Origin of the sequence: Shewanella metallivivens (assembly GCF_028750675.1) — a bacterium.
Lineage (GTDB): Bacteria > Pseudomonadota > Gammaproteobacteria > Enterobacterales > Shewanellaceae > Shewanella > Shewanella metallivivens.
In genome coordinates this window covers 67,063-85,391 of sequence record NZ_JAQQPZ010000007.1, presented here as the reverse complement: position 1 = coordinate 85,391, position 18,329 = coordinate 67,063, and the positions used below count along the sequence as shown (strand labels likewise).

Sequence of the window (18,329 nt, the reverse complement as noted above, 5' to 3'; positions counted from 1 at the left end):
CTAGCAGGAGTAAAATATTGCTCTGTTGATTAAAATTTATGACGATAACCTAGTGTATAGGCAATATCTGCACTGTTATCCATGTTTTCAAAGTTTTCAACCAGAGTGAATTCAATCGCACTGCTATTTAAGTAGTAACGGTAGCCGAGTAAAGCTTCATGAGACGCATCTGAGAAGTTTTCATCCCAGCTTACCAATCCTTCATATCGGTGTATCTCAGCTAACCAACCATGGCGTCCGCTGCGATATTCATAACCGATCCCAAACGTGGTGAAACGAGAGTCATAATTATTGGTTGATATCGACTCGGTGTCTTCAATAAAGCTGACTCCAAAGCTTGAATTAACATGATGTTGACCATTTTTGTAGCTATAGTTTATTTGGATGCTTTGCGCAAACGAATCTTCAGCAAATGGACCACTGTCGACAGCTTTGAAATAGAGGCTAGCGCCTACAGATAATCCATGATGCTCACTTTGTAATAATTGGTAACCTAAGTATGCCGTTAAGGCGTTTTCGAGGGTTTCACCGCTTAAATCATCAATGTGAATATCATATTCATCTGAGTGGATTTGGTTTTGATGTTTGGCTTGATCTTGACGACCATTTTGATCAAACCCAAAAGTGTCATGGAACCACATTGTGAGCGAATCTAAATGGTTATCTGCACTAAATGCCCATCGGTAATTTACATCTAACATTAGCGCATCAGACATCTGCCATTTTATGCCACCCGAGACAGTATTTTGATAGTAATCAGCCAGCAAGACATCTGACTCAGACCACATGCTTCCGATGTTGGCTGTGATATACCATTCTTTTTGGCCATTGGGTAATGAGAATCCGGAGCGGAGTAATGGGCTGTGGTTGATTGATTGCATTGGCGATTGAGCATAAACCCTTAATGGGCCGTAATCGTCAAAGTCTACCATCTGTGCTTGAACTGCAGGAAACACTGCTAATCCTGAAAGTATAATTAACAAATTGGCTTTTATTGACATCATCTCTCTCATTTATTGCGTGAAATTTTGTTCAGCGTTAACACTGTCATTAACTCGGTGAACTTGTGTTACTTTGGGGAAAATCATCAGCATCGAATTGACTATTATCATTGTGCGCAATATAAACTTAAACAATCAAAAGTGAACTAAATATTCCGATAAATTATATCAAGCATTAACTTGATCATATAGTCGCTGATGCCTATTTGCTTTACGGATCTCATTATAGAGTATGTCAATATCACTTATTCTGTTAAGGATGGGTATTAAATGACGTAAATTATTGATTGTGTGCTAAAAACAAGTTATAAGTTTTGTCATCTGCATTGTGTTTTTTTTCATCTTATTATTGATACTGTGACAGTTTGAAATGGACGAAACACTTATAAATGGAATTTATAATGGATTGTATTAGACGGTTTTTTTGCCATGTTCATGCCATTAGCTTGAATGCAAATGGACTCTCGTTTGGCTTTAAACCTAAACATCTTGTGATAAATAGGTGGTTAACTCGGTCAATTACTCTGAATGGTCGGCTTGTTTTTACTCAAGCTAGCAATGTCTGTATTTACTGCAGATCAACGGAGGATTGATGGATTTTATTTTGTTGTTAGGTTTGCTGGTAATCATCATTCCTCTGCAAATGCTACTCGATGTTATCATCGAAAATAACACTGATTTTGAATATAAAATCGGTGATTATGTATTAGCATTTACCCCATTATTGACGTTTTTTTATCCAGAACATTATCTCTACAGCTTTATTTCATTGGCCTTTATTGTGCTATATGGTATTTCATTGCGATTTTATGCTTCATTCAATGACTGGCTTGAATTTGACCAAGACCGTTTGGCTGGATTATGTTTAAGTGGTCTAGGGTTGGGGGGACTGTTTATTATCGCAAAATTTAGCTACCAATTTTTGCTGTAGCCAAATAGGTAAACGATTTGCGTGTGTTAAGCATCCTGTTATGCCTGTGCAACAATTTTTTGATGAAGATTACTCCACTGTTCTGGAAATTTACCGTCTAGCATATAAACAAATGCGATTAATTCAGCAATGAGTAAATACAGTTCTTTTGGGATTTCTTCGCCAAGGTCGAGAAGCTGTAAAAACTCGCTTAAATGTGGATCTTGATGAATGTGAATTCCAGCACTTTTAGCGATGGCAATGATTTCATCTGCGACTAAATCTTTACCTGTTGCGGTAATCTTTGGTGCACTAATGCCGTCGAAACTGAGTGCTACCGCTTGTTGTGTTTTTTTCGATTCATCATTCATTGTTTAAGCCCTCGTTTTAACGAGATAATGATCGCCAGGTAATAATGTGGCTGGAATATGAGTGAGCTGAGAACTAAACGTTCCCGGCGTTAGGCCAATTTGGCTAATTTTTGTTGCCAATGCACCATTAAACTTTTCAACTCTTTCTAATAAAGATTGGCTGTTACCTTTAAATTGAATATCTAACTTATCTGCTTTCTTGTGAGCACAGATCAGTAATGAACCCTGTGCTAGGTTAAATTTTAACTGTAATTTCCAACCGCCTTTTTCTTGGTCTTGCTCGCTGTCTTGTTCAAATTTGCCTTCAAATTGTTCATCACGCTGATTAATTGAATAAGGTAACGCAAAATACCAGGTCATCGCTTGATTATCTGTGCTCGCTTGTTGGTACATCGCAATACTGTTGGCTAATTGAGCCATTGAGTCAGCACCGCCGAGTTTATCAAGCGCACCGAGTAGGCCGGAGTTCCCAGTCAATTTAGCTAAGGTTCGTTGCTGTAATTGAGCTAAGTGATCTTGTAATTTGGTACTGAGCCCTGAGCTGTTTGATTGGGCTTTTACGCCAAGTAATAGTTGAAATAATGTTGTGATAGCTCCACCAGAATATAGCGGAGAGCTTACTGTACTTGTAGGCAGGTTCGACTGGGCTAGGTTTAAACTTGCAAGGCTGTAAAGTTCATTACTCAGTAATTTGGGGTCGCTTAAAACACTTAATGGGTGTGGACTCATTTGCGGTAAATGCTTTAGTAGTTCACTGGCCAAGTTATTAGGTAGTTGTAAGTTATGCTGTTGTTTTACTGGCATTGCCCCTGCTTTAGATAGCGCTTTATTGAGCACTTCTATTGGTTGTGGGTCTTTGTGTATTGTTTGCTTTGCTTGGGCTGCGTCATTATTGATTACGGTATTTGTCGCTGTTGAATTACTCTGAGTGACTGGAGCCACAGATGTCGTTTGAGCGCTCTGAACCGTGTGAGTATTCAAAACCGCAGACGCAGTCGTTGAGGGTATAGAAGCACTTGCATTACTTGTCGTTAACTGTTGTCCAGGTATTTTCTGAGTATGGTTACCAACATCAATTGATACTTGTTGTTTAATAGTTTGTTGTACCTCAGGTTTTATCGCTGACATTTGTTGTGATGCTGGCTGTTCATTACCACTATTCGTTTTTATTCCGCTGTTTGATGGTGTTGTAACGGCGGTCGATAAATTAGTTGGTATGTCTTTTGTTGTGCTTGCACCAGTATTGCCGCCAGCCATGCTTAGCCCAATGTCAGGGCGACCGCTCAATGTGGTTGTAATACTACCCATGCTGTTGGTCGCCGAATTCGCGTTGTTGTGATTGCCTTGTTGAACCGCATTAACGACATCGCTCGTGCTCGCCCGGCCCACCGCTGGCTGACTTCGATGTATGCTGCTTTGATTAATGTCACTTTGATTAAGAGTGGCTTTTTGGGGAGGAAGACTCGGTAATGGAGTTGCTTCAAGCTTTTTTAAAAACTGGCTGAGGATTTGTGCTGGCTCGTTTTTGGTTAAAACAACATTATTTGCTTCTAAATTGGGTATGACAGCAGCTTGCTTTACAAGGTCTACGTTAACTTTCGCTACAACAGGGGTGAGTGCGAGCTGTAACTGCTGCTGATTAACCACAACTTTAGCAAGGTATTGGCCCTCACTAAGGGCAACCGTATGCGGCAATTTAATGCTTGGGCCATGGGTAAAGGTTAACACCCCTTGGGAAACTTGCGCTGTCGGTAGTGTGTAACCCTGTGGTCGAGAGGCTAAAGAGGTTAGTTGTTCAGTTGACACACCATTTTTTTGGGCGAGTTCGGTTAAGGGGGCCGGTAAAGCTAAGTTAATGGTTTGTGCTAATAAAACCAATTGAGTTGAAATAACGCTCACTGTTGATGGGGGCGCAGTCACCCCGGGAGTTAACTGATGAGGTACGCTGGTAGGCAGAACCGTATTCTCCCCTTGAATTAATGCAAGGTTGGCTGCTTTTGTCACCGCTTTTACTTGCTCACTCGTCATTACGACTTGATTGGTTTGTTGTAATAATTTATGTAATTCAGCGGTCTTGGTAAGTTGATACTGTTGATTTTCAATGGTGATATCAAGCTGAGTTGACACCGTAGATTGTGGTTGTTGTAATTTTACCGGTAATAACACCGCGGCAAGATCTGTCGTTGCTTTTGAGGTTGTGGTGCTTGTTGTGGAGTCTTGTTTATGTAAGATCTCAGGCGACATTTGTTGGCTTGCATTCGCCGATTTTTGCGTTGCAGAGTTGGGTTTGGTTGTTGCTATGTTTGTAGGTGGCACCGCCATATAAATCCTATTAAGCGAACGTTTTGTACAATAATCAAACCGATTAACCTAGCACTGAATTTATTTTCATTTACAAATTTTTGATTGATATTGTCAACAGTCTAAGTATCCTTAGCGCTCTTGTTGCCTTTTATTGGGGCAGTTGAATTCATGTTATATGAATCTTTGCTGGTAACAAGACAAACCTAACTCGCTATTGAGATAACAAACAACAAGGCTGAGCCTTGCTTTAGCTGGTTAAATTATATCGACTTGAACAGAAATTGCTTTAGTAAAAAGACAAAATTAGCAGTTTATTGAGCAGTCCCTTTTGTCATTTTTAAGAGAGTGTTATGAAGTATAAATGGATATTACTTCAGGCGTTTGTTGTGTTAGGTATGCCAGTGTATGCCCAAGATGATGCGCCTCAAGTTACCCAAGAGTCATCGCCCGCAATTGAAATCACTTATAACGATCCCCGTGATCCGTTTGAGGGATTTAACCGCACTATGTGGGATTTCAACTATTTGTATGTTGATCAATATATTTTGAGACCGGTTGCCCACGGCTATAAAGATTATGTGCCGCGCCCAATTAAAACGGGTATTAATAATTTTGTCTATAATCTAGAAGAGCCTAGCGCACTAGTTAATAATACCTTGCAAGGTAAATGGATGTGGGCCGCAAATGCGGGTGGACGTTTTACCGTCAATACCACGATTGGATTGCTAGGTGTTATTGATGTGGCCGATATGATGGGAATGCACCGTAAGCAAGACGCCTTTAATGAAGTATTAGGGTATTACGGTGTTCCGAATGGGCCGTATTTTATGGCACCGTTTTATGGCCCTTTTGTGACAAGAGAAATCGCATCAGATTGGGTAGATAGTCTATACTTTCCTTTATCCGAGTTAACTTTTTGGCAATCAGTATTGAAATGGGGCCTTAAAGGCTTGCACTCTCGTGCTGAAGCAATTGACCAAGAAAGGTTATTAGACAATGCTCTTGATCCATACGCATTTGTAAAAGACGCTTATTTACAGCATATGGACTACAAAGTGTATGATGGCGATGTGCCTGTAAATCAAGAAACCGATGAGTTACTTGATGAATACCTAGATGAGCTAGATTAGCTGGGGCAATATAACCCCGGCAGACACTTCAGCGGGGTTGTAGTATGGCGTTAACTGATGTCGAAATCCTCTTTGTTGAAGATGACCCGATATTTCGTCATGTTGTTGCAGACTTTTTGCAAGGGCAGGGTGCTAAAGTGTACCTCGCTCATGATGGCAAAGAAGGCATCGCACTCTTTTCTGACACAACGTTTGATATTGTTATTGCTGACCTAGGCTTACCTGGGCTCGGTGGTTTGCCCATGCTAAGGCAAATGCAGGATATTAATCCCGCTGTGCCTTCGATAGTTATCTCTGCTAATGATGTTATGGCCGACGTTGTTGAAGCATTAAGGATTGGTGCTAGTGATTATTTAACTAAGCCTGTTGCTGATTTGTTTATTATTGAACAAGCCATCATTCAGGCGATGTTAACCGCTGCGACCCCAATGAATGTCAGCGGCCAAACACATTTGCACGAAATGAATGAACTGTCTTACCTAGAGTTAACCGATAACCTACAACTCCTTGAACAAAATGCTCAAGCCGCTAAGAGTGTACAGCAACAGCTTTTTCCAGCATCTCACATCCTTTATCCCAAGGCTGTTATTGATTACAGCCTATTTAAAAACAATGACGTAAGCGCCTATTTTATCGATTCAACCATGGTAGGTGATAGTCATTTAGTCATGTACATGGCGCATTTTGACCCTGAAGATAACAGCGCGGCATTTGGCTGTGTATTGCTTAAAAGTTTCATCAATCAAAAGCTTAAGTTATTTCGTAACGGTTTGAGCACTACGCTAATTGAACCTGATAAAATGCTCGGTTATTTAAATAAGCGTATGGTGAGGTCGGGTTTACATATTCTCACTGATATCATCTATGTTTGCGTTGACCTGCAACAGTATACAGTGTCTGTTGCCCAGGCTGGCAATGGCTTACGATGCTACTTGCGGCATGATAATCATTTAATGCCGTTAGTGTTACCTAGTGCCTTGCCATTGGGTGATGTTAATTGGCATCAATCTGGTGTGCAAAGGCGAACATTGTTGATCGATGAAAAGCTGTGTATTGGTACGTATCATCAACAACATAAGCAACAGTTACTCGATAACCGTTTTACAGGGTTGGTTTACCAAACCGATATTAATGCGGGTGGGTTTATGCAGTTGTCTTGTCATTGATTGGGAATGCTTTTTAACATCATAAAAAAATCCCCTCCAAGTTAACTTGGAGGGGATTTTTATTGTGATGATATGTTGCTAAGGCATCACTTTACTGTCGATTTTATTAACGCTTAATCGCTTCATGTTCAGCAGTAACAGCAATTTCTTCTTCTAGCACTTGCTCTTCAGTGTCAAGTTTACTTTCAGCACCGTGCATCCAGTCAACTAATTTATCTGACATTAAGTATAGAATAATGGCTGAAATTACTGCGGTAATGGCAATGCCAGCAAAGATAGCCATTGCGTTAGCTAATTGTTCTTCTACCGCGCCGCCATGGCCAATTAACGAACCCACTAAGCCACCAATTTTGTTTGCTGCAGCAATGAATAAGAACCAAGCCCCCATCATTAACGAAGCAATGCGAAGTGGAGCAAGCTTAGTCACCATTGATAAACCAATAGGTGATAAACATAACTCACCCATGGTGTGGAAGAAGTAAGCTCCTACTAACCACCACATGCTAGACTTAACCGAAGCGTCGCCGCCCATTTCGAGCACTGCACCAATCATGAACAAGAAGCCTACGGCTAAAAAGAATAAACCGAGAGCAAATTTGACTGGTGAGTTAGGTTCATTTTTACCGAGTTTGATCCAAATTGAAGCAATCACTGGGGCGAAAAGCACAATAAACATCGCGTTTAAAGATTGGAACCAAGTTGTTGGAACTTCCCATGAGCCAATCATACGATCTGTAAAGTCGTTCGTGAACAAGTTCATTAAACCACCGGCTTGTTCAAAACCAGCCCAGAAGATAATGGTGAACAGGCCCATAACCATAATCACTTTAATGCGGTCACGTTCAACTTTGGTTAATGGTTCTTTGCGTACTTCACCTTTAGCTTCGTTCTTGCTTTGTTCAAGTTTAGCCGCTGGTACAGTACCAATATCGCCAAGCAGTTTTTGTGCAAAGAAGAACTGAATAATTAATGAAGCAATCATACCAATACCTGCACAAATAAAGCCGGCTTGGAAGTTTCCATCATAAGCAGCAACGACAGAACCTACAACAATACCAGATAAAAATGCGCCGACGTTAATACCCATATAAAAGATGGTAAATGCACCGTCACGACGATGGTCACCTTCTTCGTATAGATCGCCTACCATAGTAGAGATGTTTGGTTTAAATAGGCCGTTACCTAAAATCAAGGTTCCTAAACCTAAGTAAAACATCTCAATTTCCATTCCTGGAACCCATGCGTGCGGCGTTCCTAACAAAAATTGTCCAGCGGCCATTAAAAAACCGCCAATGTAGATGGCTTTACGTTGACCTAAATGAGCATCCGCTAACCAACCACCAATGAGTGGAGTTAAATAGACTAGGCCGGTAAATGTTCCATATAGAGAAATCGCATCTGCTTGGGTCCAACCAAGTCCGTGACCGCCTTCTGTTTGTACTTTATCGACTAGATAAAGCACAAGGATTGCGCGCATAGCGTAGTAACTAAAACGTTCCCATAATTCCGTTGTAAACAGTAAGAACAGCCCTTTTGGGTGTCCAAACATCGTTCCTTGTGGTTTTGCTTCACTCATTAAGTCTTCCACCTTAAGCTTGTGATTGCCTGTGCGAAAATGTCGACACAGAAATAGTTTGTTTGCATGAATCGTCTAGCAGTGTCATTTACATTACCTCTCTACAAAGAGAATAATTAAAGAAAAACACCGGTTAGCGACTTTATTGGTTAATTTTTATAAGAAATAATGTCATTTTGATGCGAAAAGCTGACCAAACACCAAAAAGCTAACCTTATATACCCTTTTAGGGGCGTTAAAGTCAATGTTAATGGGGGGAACAGAGAGGTTGAGCGTGTTAGGAATTGTTTCAGCGTAAAAAATAAAAACACTTGTTTGTTAATGGTTTGTGTAAAATTAAAGCAATTAATTAACGCGAGTGGGTTCGGTTTTTACGATTGTAGCCGATAATCTTTTTATACTTTTATGGGGTTTACAGAAACTTGTTTTGCAAGGTATTGATTATTAAGTATTGTCTTTTAATTTTAGATAGAAACCGTTAATATACGCCTTATTAACACATCTCGATGCTATGTCGAAGGGGGCTTTAATGATTATTGTTCGAACTTTGACATTGATCTTGTTTGGCTGTTTTATCACCAGTGCATTAGCTTGGGTTGATGGTGATTTTGATGGTGTGCCTGATAAAAAAGATGCCTGTAAAGATACACCTGCCAATACCGTCGTTATGGCTAACGGCTGTATTGATACTGACATCATCATCGTTGATGAAGATGCAGAAGATGATGATGAGTTTGACGAAACAGAACTTGGCGCCACTATCACTAATAATGCCGCATTAATTGCTGAGCAGTGCCGTCAACAACCCGATGTGAATGTCGCGGTAGATTGTTTCGGTTCAATTCTTCAGCCTGTCTACTTTGATTTCGATAAATCCAATGTATTACTGACTCAACGCCCAACTTTAGTTAGGGTGCAGCAGTATATCGAACTGCATCCTCAAGTGAGTATTCGGTTAGAAGGACATACGGATAATATTGGCAGTGATACGGTTAACATGGCGTTGTCGCTAAAAAGAGCGGAAACCATTAAACAATTATTGATTAATGATTATCAATTTCTTCCAACATCCATTGAGGTTGTTGGTATGAGTAACAAAAAGCCGGCAGCGGATAACGCCACAATAGAAGGGCGTCAGCGTAACCGGAGAGTTGAGTTTATCATTTCGGCAGAGTAATTCTGCTTATTTAAGGGAGAGAAAAATGGAACACCTAGAAGGTTTAGACGGACTGATAGAGCAAGCACCTGAGTTCTTTATGACATATGGTCTAAAAGCGTTAGCCGCAATTGTTATCTTTATTATTGGTAAATATCTTGCTGGCGTTGCAAAACGTGTGACGATTAAAGTGTTAAATAGCCGTAAAGTTGATGCAACGGTAGTGTCTTTTGTTGCTAACTTATCGTGGGCGTTGGTGTTTATATTTACCATTATTGCTACTTTGGGGCAGGTTGGTGTACAAACCGCGTCACTTGTTGCCGTTATCGGTGCTGCAGGTTTAGCTGTTGGTTTAGCGTTACAAGGTTCTTTATCGAACTTTGCCTCAGGCGTGTTGATGGTGTTATTCCGTCCATGTCGTGTTGGCGACTTTATTGAAGCAGCAGGTACAGCAGGTGTGGTTGATGAAATTACTATTTTCTCTACACGTTTACGTACAGGTGACAACAAAGTCATTATCGCGCCAAACTCAGCCATCATGAACGGTACCATCACTAACTATTCAGCATTAGAAAAGCGTCGTATCGATTTGACCATCGGTGTGTCTTACACTGCTGATATTGCGACAACCAAAAAAGTGATTGCTGATGTGCTAGATAGCAACGAATCTGTATTAAAAGATCCTGGTTACACTATTGGTTTAGCTGAGCTGGCCGATTCATCAATTAACTTTGTAGTTCGCCCTTGGGTGAGTACTGGTGATTACTGGCCAACACGTTTTGCATTGCTTGAACAAATCAAAAATGCACTCGATGCCGCTGAAATCGAAATTCCATTCCCACAAATGGATTTACATGTAAAAGAAGTTCCAGCAAAATAATTTGCGGGCGCTATGTTTACTAACAAAAAAACCAGCAATTGCTGGTTTTTTTATCAGGAGCTTTTATGAAACACATTTCTAGCTTAGCGATAACGACAATGTTATCTGCTTTTTTGATGGGACCTTTTGCCTTTGCAGGTGACAAAACCATGATTACGATGGGCGGAACCCCCGTGGCTCTTGAGGGCAAAATACCGAATATAAATAGCCCCGCGCCATTGTTTAAAGTTGTTGATGAAAAGTTTAACCCAGTGAGTTTAAGCGACTTTAAAGGTCAGACTGTCCTGATTAGCGCAGTTCCGAGTTTAGATACTGGTGTTTGTGCATTACAAACGAAGCGTTTTAATAAAGCGTTTGCCAATTTTGGTGCTGATGTCGTGATGTTAACCGTAAGTGAAGATTTACCTTTTGCTCAAAAACGTTTTTGCCAAACTGAAAATGTAGACAAAATTAAAGTATTGTCTGACTCTGTGTGGCGTGACTTTGGTGAAAAATACGGTTTGTTAATTAAAGACCGTGGTCTACTTGCTCGTTCTATTTTTATCATTGATGCGCAGGGGATTTTAAAATATCACGAGCTGGTTGCTGAAGTGAGTGAACACCCAGATTATGATGCCGCATTAACTGCACTTACTGAGATTTCGGCGGTTAAATAGTACATTATCAAGCCAACCACACCTTTGTTCAAAAAGAGTAACTCATGATTGATTTTCGAAGTGATACCGTCACTAAACCGACTCAAGCGATGCGCGCGGCAATGGCTCAAGCTGAAGTGGGTGATGATGTATACGGTGATGACCCCACGGTTAACAGCTTGCAAGAGATGGCGGCAGACATGTTTGGCTTTGATGACGCATTATTTGTCAGCTCTGGTACTCAAGCTAATTTACTCGCCTTAATGGCCCACTGTGAACGAGGTGACGAGTATCTATGTGGTCAGCAAGCCCATAATTATAAATTTGAAGGTGGTGGTGCAGCCGTGTTAGGCAGCATTCAACCTCAGCCGCTGAATAATCAAGTTGATGGCAGTATTTTACTCAGTGATATAGAAGCTGCGATTAAACCTGATGATGTGCACTTTGCTCGCACTCGGTTATTGAGTTTAGAGAACACCATCGGCGGTAAAGTGCTTCCCCAAGACTATTTGGCTACCGCACAGAGTTTGGCTTTTAATCGAGGGCTGAAAATACACCTCGATGGCGCTAGAGTGGCTAATGCTGCGGTTGCTCAAGGCATTAATATTAGTGATATTACCCAGTATTTTGACTCGGTATCTATTTGCCTGTCAAAAGGGCTGTGTGCGCCGATAGGTTCGATTTTACTGGGCGATGAGCGGTTAATTGCTAAGGCGACTCGTTGGCGTAAAATGCTGGGGGGAGGAATGCGCCAAGCTGGTATTATCGCGGCAGCGGCAAAATTAGCGCTGACAGATCAAGTAGAACGTTTAGCAGAAGATCATTATAACGCTAAGCTTTTAGCGCAAATGTTAGTCGAAATTCCAGAACTCACGGTTGATATGAGTTTAGTGCAAACCAACATGGTGTTTGCAACCTTGAGTGAACAGATTAACCCACACATACTGGCGCATACGCTTGCTGATAAAGGCATCTTGTTGAGCCCAAGTCATCAATTACGCTTAGTGACTCACAATGATATTAGCACCGCAGATATCAGTACTTTTGTGAATGTTTTGAAGCAAGCTATCCGCTAGCTAGTTAGAGTGAATAGCGTTTAAGCAATACACAGCCAGTAATATGGCTGTGTATTTTTTTGGTGCGAAGCTGCATTTAATTTGAGCAATTAATGTGGTTTATTCTTTTGTGAATTTTTATTCTATTGATTTTTAACAATTAAAATATTTGGCGTGATCATTGCTACTCATTATGAGGTATATGCCTGGAGGGCATAAATTAATGGATTAACACGCGAGGTCCTTATGAAATATTTTACACGTCATATCGTTATGCCAATTCACCTTAATAGTAGTCAAACTCTATGTTGTGGGCAGCTGTTGAGCTGGGTAAATGAAGAAGCGACTATCTTTGCTAGTTGCCAGATGCGCAGTCAGTTTCATATTGCTAAAGTGATTTCAGAGATAAACTTTATGGCACCCGCCCATGTTGGCGATATTGTTGAGTTTGGTTTTGAATTAGTCAGCTTAGGGCAGAGTTCAGTGACAGTGCGTTGCAAAATACGCAATAAAGTGAATCACGCGCCAATCGCATTTATTGATAAAATGGTCTTTGTGAATATCAATGAAAATGGTTTACCCATTCCGCATGGTATGCGAGCTAATGCAGCTTAAGCGGCAAAAAAAGGAGCAAATAAACGGAATATTTGCTCCTTAAGAGTTGTCCTAGTGATATGACAATATAACTAGGTTAAAACACAGTTTTATTCAACTTTAGCGATACGGTGTTGGTAGTCTTCAATTAAATGCTTCATGATTTCATTGGGTGATGCATCTTGGCAACATTGGTCGAGTAATATCTTAAACGTGACTAAAGCATGGCCATCATGTTTTAAGCGACTGCTTTGCATTGCAAAATAAGCTTCTTCATTGTCAGCTTTTCTGACCACAAATTGTTCGAGTTCAAAAGATTTAGTGCCAGAAATATTATGCCATTTGGTGATGCGATCTAACGCGATTTCACATGATTGATTTACTTCGATATGGTTGAGCCATGTTGCGGGTTGTTCATTTTCTTTATAGTGCGGGCATCGAACGGTGTAATTATATACATGAGTGATTGCTGTCATTATTTACCTACCTATTCGCTATCTAAGTGATTTCATCATAGTCTTTATTTTTTGTTTTGGTCAACGCTTATTTCGAGAAGTTAGATCTATGCATCACTTTTTACTGAATTATAAATAAGTTGTTGTCACCATTGGATATTTACTTTAAAAGCCGATCTTGTAGAGCGGATAAAAATAACGCTCGCAGCAGGCTGCGAGCGTTAAAAAGTGAAGCTAAATTTAACCTTTATAATGCGTTAGTAAAAATCTGACAGATTTCGTCATGAGTTGCTTGTTTAGGGTTAGTAAAACCACAAGCATCTTTTAATGCGTTATCTGCAAGCGTTGGAATATCTTCTGCTTTTACGCCCAGTTCAGTTAAGTTTGCCGGAATATTTACCGCTGCCGATAAGGTTCTTATTGCCTCGATTGCCGCATGTGCCCCTTGTTCTGCGGACATCGCGCCCACATTAACCCCCATGGCTTTAGCTACATCACTTAAACGCTCTGGTACCACTTGTGCATTGTAAGTTTGTACATGAGGTAACAGTAATGCGTTACAGACACCATGTGGTAAATCATAAAAACCGCCCAATTGATGCGCCATAGCATGCACATAGCCGAGGCTGGCATTGTTAAAGGCCATTCCGGCTAAAAATTGAGCATACGCCATATTTTCTCTAGCGCTAATGTCATCACCTTTATTAACTGCATTGACTAAGTTGGCTTTAATTAGTTCTATTGCTTTGATAGCACAGGCATCGGTAATTGGGGTTGCCGCAATAGAAACATAAGCCTCAATAGCATGAGTTAATGCGTCCATTCCGGTCGCGGCTGTAAGTGATGCTGGCTTTTCTAGCATCAACTCTGGATCGTTCACTGATAAAATAGGTGTGGTGTTTTTATCAACAATCGCCATTTTGATGTGTCTGGCTTCGTCGGTAATAATACAAAAGCGCGTCATTTCGCTTGCTGTGCCTGCCGTTGTATTAATGGCAACCAGAGGCATTTGCGGTTTGGTTGATACATCGACACCTTCGTAGTCTTTAATTTGACCGCCATTGGTTGCAACTAATGCAATTCCTTTCGCGCAATCATGCGGTGAGCCGCCACCTAATGAAATAATAAAGTCACATTGGTTACTGATAAGTAACTCTAGGCCCGCGGCAACATTGCCGGTTGTTGGGTTGGGTTGAACGCCATCAAAAATGACGACTTTAATACCTTGGGTATTGAGTTTGTCTTGTACTCTTGCCACTAGGCCAATACTGACTAATGGTTTGTCGGTCACGATTAACGCTTTAGTAAATCCAAGTGCTTTAATGTCGTTTATTGCTTCATCGACACTGCCTTGACCAAGAATATTGACACTTGGAATAAAGAATTTAGTCGCCATAAGTTGTACCCCTTTATATTAATTTTAAATCTTATTTGTAGTAAAAATACCAACATGGTCCGATGTGTTTTGTGATTTAACGCAGAATATTGATTGGTAGCGCATTAAATCTATGTTCTTTTACTACTTTGATCATGGTTTTAGTCGAACTGTGATCTCGTGGTTTATGTGTTTGCGAATAACATTAACGCTTAAGTGTTATATTGTTACTAACATGGTGGTCTGCTCAAATGGATGGGGTAAATTTTTGGCTTAATCGTTTTTTTTGATAACGATGTATTTTTCATACATCAGATACTGTTTGAATGATAATGCACACACATAAGGCATAAGACGATAGACATTAAATGTCTATATTTAAAGCGTCCGTAAGCGCTATACCAAACATTAAAGGTGTAAGCATTGAATTGTGAGGGGTTTTGTCGTTAACCCATTGGTCAATATTCATTATTTTTGATTTATTTATCTGTTATCATACGGTATAAGTAACTCTAGAATTATGGCTATGATTTGATTCTGCTACACTAAATAAAGACTGCTAGGATGCAATTAAGCTTGATAAGGATACGTAAGGGAATTGTGTAGATGATCAATCTGAATATCTTTTTGTCATTTTGTGAAAATGCCGCGCTATTATTAGCGTTGGTATATTTGTATTCGCTTTTCCCATCACATCAACGTCAATCTCACCTCGCATTATGGCAACTCAGTATGGGGGCCTTAATCGGTATTATCGGCGTTATCATCATGATGACCCCATTAGTGTTTGAGCAAGGTTTATTATTTGATACTCGCTCAGTTTTATTGTGTTTATCGGGTTTGTTTTTTGGTTTTGTGCCCACGTTAATCGCCGCCGCTTGCATGGCCTTTTACCGTTATAATTTAGCCGGTACTGGGATGTATGTTGGTATTGTGATGATATGTTTTAGCGGGTTATTTGGCTTAATCTGGCGTCATTTTGCTAAACACTCACTGGACACTATAAGTTATTTGCACTTTTATTTAGCTGGGTTAGCACTCCACTTTCTGTTGTTATTATCTCTTTTTTTACTGCCTATTGAACTTGGTATCGACGCTATAAAGGTTGTTGCCATTCCCATTTTGATTATTTTTCCAATTTTGACAATGGTGATTGGTCGCCTGTTTAGCACGGTCGTGTTTCGTGAACGCGATATGCAAGTGAGGTTACAAGAGGACTTTTTGTTCAATAGTCAATTTGATATTGGCAACATAGGTATTTCAATTACTTCAAAAGCCAAATATTGGCTCAAAGTAAACCCTTATTTGTGTGAAATGTTTGGTTATAGTGAAAGCGAGTTAAAAGCACTGACTTGGGCAGAGTTAACTTATCCTGATGACTTAAATAAAGATCTGTTGCTTTATGACAAAATGGTCAAAGGTGAATTAGACGAATATGAAATTGACAAGCGATTTGTCGCGAAAGACGGGTCGATTGTTTATACCCATGTCACGGTTGTGTGCCGACGTAATACTGAAAATAATGGATTTTTAGTGATTGCGGGTTTTTTAGATATTACGCAGCATAAATTAGCAGAAAGTGCGTTATTACAAAGTAAAGAACAACTGGATTTGGTACTTGACAGTAGTGAGCTAGGGGTATGGGATTGGGATGTTGCTTTACACACGATGAACACTAATCGTTATAGTGCCGACATTTTGTGTTGTTCTACGAAGGCATTGAATGATCATCCTAAAATGTGGCTCGACGCAATTCAACCGCATGATAAATTTAAGTTTTTACGCTCTATTTGCGATATTCGTTTAGGGCATACGGTTAATCAACGCATTGAATATCAATTGACTAATTTACAGGGCGAAACGCGTTGGATATTACAAACTGGCAAAGTGGTTGCTGTCAATGATAAAGGTCAGCCATTGCGAGTGTGTGGCACGGTCAGTGATATCACTGACATTAAACAATTCGAAGAGTCATTAAGTGTTGCAGCATCTGTGTATCAAAACTCCAGTGAGGCGATGAGTGTATTCACTTCTCAAGGCATTATTATTGACTCTAATCCTGCGTTTTCAATGATTACAGGTTTTAACCGAGATGAAATCCAAGGGCAACATTTACGTATTTTTCAATCTGAATTACAACCTCGCAAATTTTACGATCAGCTTGATAAACAACTCAATCAATTAGGTCGTTGGCAAGGTGAAGTATGGATGAGGCGCAAAAATGGCGAAAACTACCTCATCTTATTAACCATTAATGCCATCAGTAAAACGAAAGCGCATAAAGCCAGGTTTGTAGCATTGTTTTCTGACATCACCGAGAAAAAACAAACAGAAGAGTTAATATGGCGCCAAGCTAATTATGATGCATTAACGGGATTACCAAATCGTAGGATGTTAATGGAGTTTTTGAGTAAAGAAGTGCTGCATAGTGATAGGCAACATAACCATTTTGCATTGATGTTTTTAGATTTGGATTATTTTAAAGAAATTAATGACACGCTTGGCCATGATATGGGCGATGTATTGTTGTTAGAAACCGCTGAACGTTTAAAAGATTGTATACGTGAATCAGATGTTGTGGCACGTTTAGGTGGCGACGAATTTACGATAGTGTTAACCAATTTAGATGATAACCATGGTGTAGAGCGTGTCGCAGGGCAAATCCTTAAGCGGTTAGCTGAACCTTATACATTAGGTGAACAAACGGCTTATATTAGTGGCAGTATTGGGATCACTTTATTCCCTGATGATGCTACAACGACTGAAGCCCTCCTTAAAAATGCTGATCAAGCCATGTATTCAGCTAAAACCCATGGGCGAAATCGATTTAACTATTTTACGCCTGAAATGCAAAATGATGCTCAAAAGCGCATGATACTGGTACAAGAGTTAAAAAATGCCATTATCCAGCAACAATTCGAATTGTATTATCAACCCATTGTGAATTTGACCACAGATAAAGTGGTAAAAGCTGAAGCCCTTATACGTTGGAAGCATCCTACAATGGGGTTTGTGCCGCCGGCTGATTTTATTCCCATTGCAGAAGAAACCGGAATGATTATTGAGATCGGTAATTGGGTATTTAACCAAGCAATCAAACAATCTGCTCGATGGTCAGAAATATTTAATGCCGATATTCAAATCAGTATTAATAAATCGCCGGTACAGTTTAAAGATGAAACCACAGATGTGCAGGATTGGTTATTACAAATGGATGAACTGCATGTAAATGCGCATCATATTTGTATTGAAATTACCGAAGGCTTGCTACTCGACAAAGAGCAAAATGTTGAGTCGAAACTATTGGCCTATCGTGATGCTGGGCTTGAGGTGTCTTTAGATGATTTTGGTACCGGTTACTCATCGCTTTCTTATTTACGCAAATTTAATATCGATTACCTCAAGATTGATAAATCTTTTGTGAATAACCTAATGCCAGACAGTAACGATTTAAGCCTATGTGAAGCGATGATCGTAATGGCGCATAAATTGGGCATGAAAGTGATTGCTGAGGGCATTGAAACTGAAGAGCAGCGAGCGTTGCTTGAGCTTGCGGGTTGCGACTATGGCCAAGGTTACTGGTTTTCGCATGCTTTATGTCATGAAGAGTTTGAACAAAAATACTTGCAACAACGCGCAGAGCCCATTCAGATAAATCAATTTACTGCCAGGTAGAATGTGTCCAGTCGTTTTTGATTAAGGCGTCGCTATGGCGTAATGG

The 18,329-nt window shown here is 40.1% G+C and carries 15 protein-coding genes; 9 read left to right on the top strand and 6 right to left on the bottom strand.

The genetic code is table 11. From position 1 onward, the window contains the following. Window positions 1-29: 29 nt before the first annotated feature. Window positions 30-956 carry a DUF3187 family protein gene (locus tag PQR79_RS10760; protein WP_274408485.1) on the bottom strand — a complete coding sequence of 309 codons (927 nt, stop codon included), beginning with the start codon at window positions 954-956 and terminating at the stop codon, window positions 30-32. A gap of 637 nt (window positions 957-1,593) precedes the next feature. Between PQR79_RS10760 and PQR79_RS10755 the strand changes: the two genes are divergently transcribed. Then, window positions 1,594-1,932, top strand: a complete 339-nt coding sequence (locus tag PQR79_RS10755) for a hypothetical protein (RefSeq protein WP_238102865.1) — start codon at window positions 1,594-1,596, stop codon at window positions 1,930-1,932. A 38-nt stretch (window positions 1,933-1,970) separates the two neighbouring features. Here the strand turns inward: PQR79_RS10755 and PQR79_RS10750 are convergent, their stop codons facing one another. Both PQR79_RS10750 and PQR79_RS10745 read right to left on the bottom strand, forming a co-directional pair. Next, window positions 1,971-2,282, bottom strand: coding sequence for an EscU/YscU/HrcU family type III secretion system export apparatus switch protein (locus tag PQR79_RS10750; RefSeq protein WP_238102867.1), 312 nt, complete (start codon window positions 2,280-2,282; stop codon window positions 1,971-1,973). Between the two features lie 3 nt (window positions 2,283-2,285). Continuing rightward, window positions 2,286-4,604 (bottom strand): hypothetical protein, encoded by a 2,319-nt coding sequence (locus PQR79_RS10745; protein ID WP_238102868.1) that lies wholly within the window; start codon window positions 4,602-4,604, stop codon window positions 2,286-2,288. A gap of 332 nt (window positions 4,605-4,936) precedes the next feature. Between PQR79_RS10745 and PQR79_RS10740 the strand changes: the two genes are divergently transcribed. Then, on the top strand, window positions 4,937-5,716 hold the full coding sequence (locus tag PQR79_RS10740; RefSeq protein WP_238102869.1) for an MlaA family lipoprotein: 780 nt from the start codon (window positions 4,937-4,939) through the stop codon (window positions 5,714-5,716). 44 nt (window positions 5,717-5,760) lie between these two features. Further along, a complete protein-coding gene (locus tag PQR79_RS10735; RefSeq protein WP_238102870.1) occupies window positions 5,761-6,882 on the top strand; it encodes a response regulator in 1,122 nt (373 codons plus the stop codon). 106 nt (window positions 6,883-6,988) lie between these two features. Here the strand turns inward: PQR79_RS10735 and PQR79_RS10730 are convergent, their stop codons facing one another. Then, window positions 6,989-8,458 (bottom strand): peptide MFS transporter, encoded by a 1,470-nt coding sequence (locus tag PQR79_RS10730; protein ID WP_238102871.1) that lies wholly within the window; start codon window positions 8,456-8,458, stop codon window positions 6,989-6,991. Window positions 8,459-8,987: 529 nt separating this feature from the next. Here PQR79_RS10730 and PQR79_RS10725 point away from each other — a divergent pair. From PQR79_RS10725 to PQR79_RS10705, 5 genes are all read left to right on the top strand, one after another. Then, a complete protein-coding gene (locus tag PQR79_RS10725; RefSeq protein ID WP_238102872.1) occupies window positions 8,988-9,635 on the top strand; it encodes an OmpA family protein in 648 nt (215 codons plus the stop codon). Window positions 9,636-9,660: 25 nt separating this feature from the next. Further along, window positions 9,661-10,494, top strand: coding sequence for a mechanosensitive ion channel family protein (locus tag PQR79_RS10720; protein ID WP_238102873.1), 834 nt, complete (start codon window positions 9,661-9,663; stop codon window positions 10,492-10,494). A gap of 65 nt (window positions 10,495-10,559) precedes the next feature. Next, window positions 10,560-11,150, top strand: coding sequence for a thiol peroxidase (gene tpx / locus PQR79_RS10715; protein WP_238102874.1), 591 nt, complete (start codon window positions 10,560-10,562; stop codon window positions 11,148-11,150). 44 nt (window positions 11,151-11,194) lie between these two features. Next, the gene (gene ltaE / locus PQR79_RS10710; protein WP_238102875.1) at window positions 11,195-12,205 is read left to right on the top strand and encodes a low-specificity L-threonine aldolase; all 1,011 of its coding nucleotides are present in this window, start codon (window positions 11,195-11,197) and stop codon (window positions 12,203-12,205) included. A 225-nt stretch (window positions 12,206-12,430) separates the two neighbouring features. Then, complete coding sequence (locus PQR79_RS10705) at window positions 12,431-12,799, top strand: acyl-CoA thioesterase (RefSeq protein ID WP_188918998.1); 369 nt, start codon at window positions 12,431-12,433, stop codon at window positions 12,797-12,799. An 89-nt stretch (window positions 12,800-12,888) separates the two neighbouring features. On the opposite strand, the gene PQR79_RS10700 is transcribed toward PQR79_RS10705, so the two are convergent. Together PQR79_RS10700 and yiaY are read right to left on the bottom strand one after the other, a co-directional pair. Then, window positions 12,889-13,254, bottom strand: coding sequence for a cytoplasmic protein (locus PQR79_RS10700; RefSeq protein WP_238102877.1), 366 nt, complete (start codon window positions 13,252-13,254; stop codon window positions 12,889-12,891). A gap of 226 nt (window positions 13,255-13,480) precedes the next feature. After that, entirely contained in the window at window positions 13,481-14,629 is a 1,149-nt protein-coding gene (gene yiaY, locus PQR79_RS10695; protein WP_238102879.1) for an L-threonine dehydrogenase, read from the bottom strand. A gap of 588 nt (window positions 14,630-15,217) precedes the next feature. On the opposite strand from yiaY, the gene PQR79_RS10690 reads away from it, so the two are divergent. Further along, on the top strand, window positions 15,218-18,283 hold the full coding sequence (locus tag PQR79_RS10690) for an EAL domain-containing protein (protein WP_424532195.1): 3,066 nt from the start codon (window positions 15,218-15,220) through the stop codon (window positions 18,281-18,283). Window positions 18,284-18,329: the final 46 nt, after the last annotated feature.

What these genes read in the sequence shown, in the direction of transcription:
- PQR79_RS10745 (WP_238102868.1), bottom strand. Translation starts at nt 4,604, where the DNA reads ATGGCGGTGCCACCTACAAACATAGCAACAACCAAACCCAACTCTGCA.
- tpx (WP_238102874.1), top strand. Translation starts at nt 10,560, where the DNA reads ATGAAACACATTTCTAGCTTAGCGATAACGACAATGTTATCTGCTTTT.
- PQR79_RS10720 (WP_238102873.1), top strand. Translation starts at nt 9,661, where the DNA reads ATGGAACACCTAGAAGGTTTAGACGGACTGATAGAGCAAGCACCTGAG.
- PQR79_RS10735 (WP_238102870.1), top strand. Translation starts at nt 5,761, where the DNA reads ATGGCGTTAACTGATGTCGAAATCCTCTTTGTTGAAGATGACCCGATA.
- PQR79_RS10730 (WP_238102871.1), bottom strand. Translation starts at nt 8,458, where the DNA reads ATGAGTGAAGCAAAACCACAAGGAACGATGTTTGGACACCCAAAAGGG.
- PQR79_RS10705 (WP_188918998.1), top strand. Translation starts at nt 12,431, where the DNA reads ATGAAATATTTTACACGTCATATCGTTATGCCAATTCACCTTAATAGT.
- yiaY (WP_238102879.1), bottom strand. Translation starts at nt 14,629, where the DNA reads ATGGCGACTAAATTCTTTATTCCAAGTGTCAATATTCTTGGTCAAGGC.
- PQR79_RS10700 (WP_238102877.1), bottom strand. Translation starts at nt 13,254, where the DNA reads ATGACAGCAATCACTCATGTATATAATTACACCGTTCGATGCCCGCAC.
- PQR79_RS10750 (WP_238102867.1), bottom strand. Translation starts at nt 2,282, where the DNA reads ATGAATGATGAATCGAAAAAAACACAACAAGCGGTAGCACTCAGTTTC.
- PQR79_RS10740 (WP_238102869.1), top strand. Translation starts at nt 4,937, where the DNA reads ATGAAGTATAAATGGATATTACTTCAGGCGTTTGTTGTGTTAGGTATG.
- PQR79_RS10725 (WP_238102872.1), top strand. Translation starts at nt 8,988, where the DNA reads ATGATTATTGTTCGAACTTTGACATTGATCTTGTTTGGCTGTTTTATC.
- PQR79_RS10755 (WP_238102865.1), top strand. Translation starts at nt 1,594, where the DNA reads ATGGATTTTATTTTGTTGTTAGGTTTGCTGGTAATCATCATTCCTCTG.
- ltaE (WP_238102875.1), top strand. Translation starts at nt 11,195, where the DNA reads ATGATTGATTTTCGAAGTGATACCGTCACTAAACCGACTCAAGCGATG.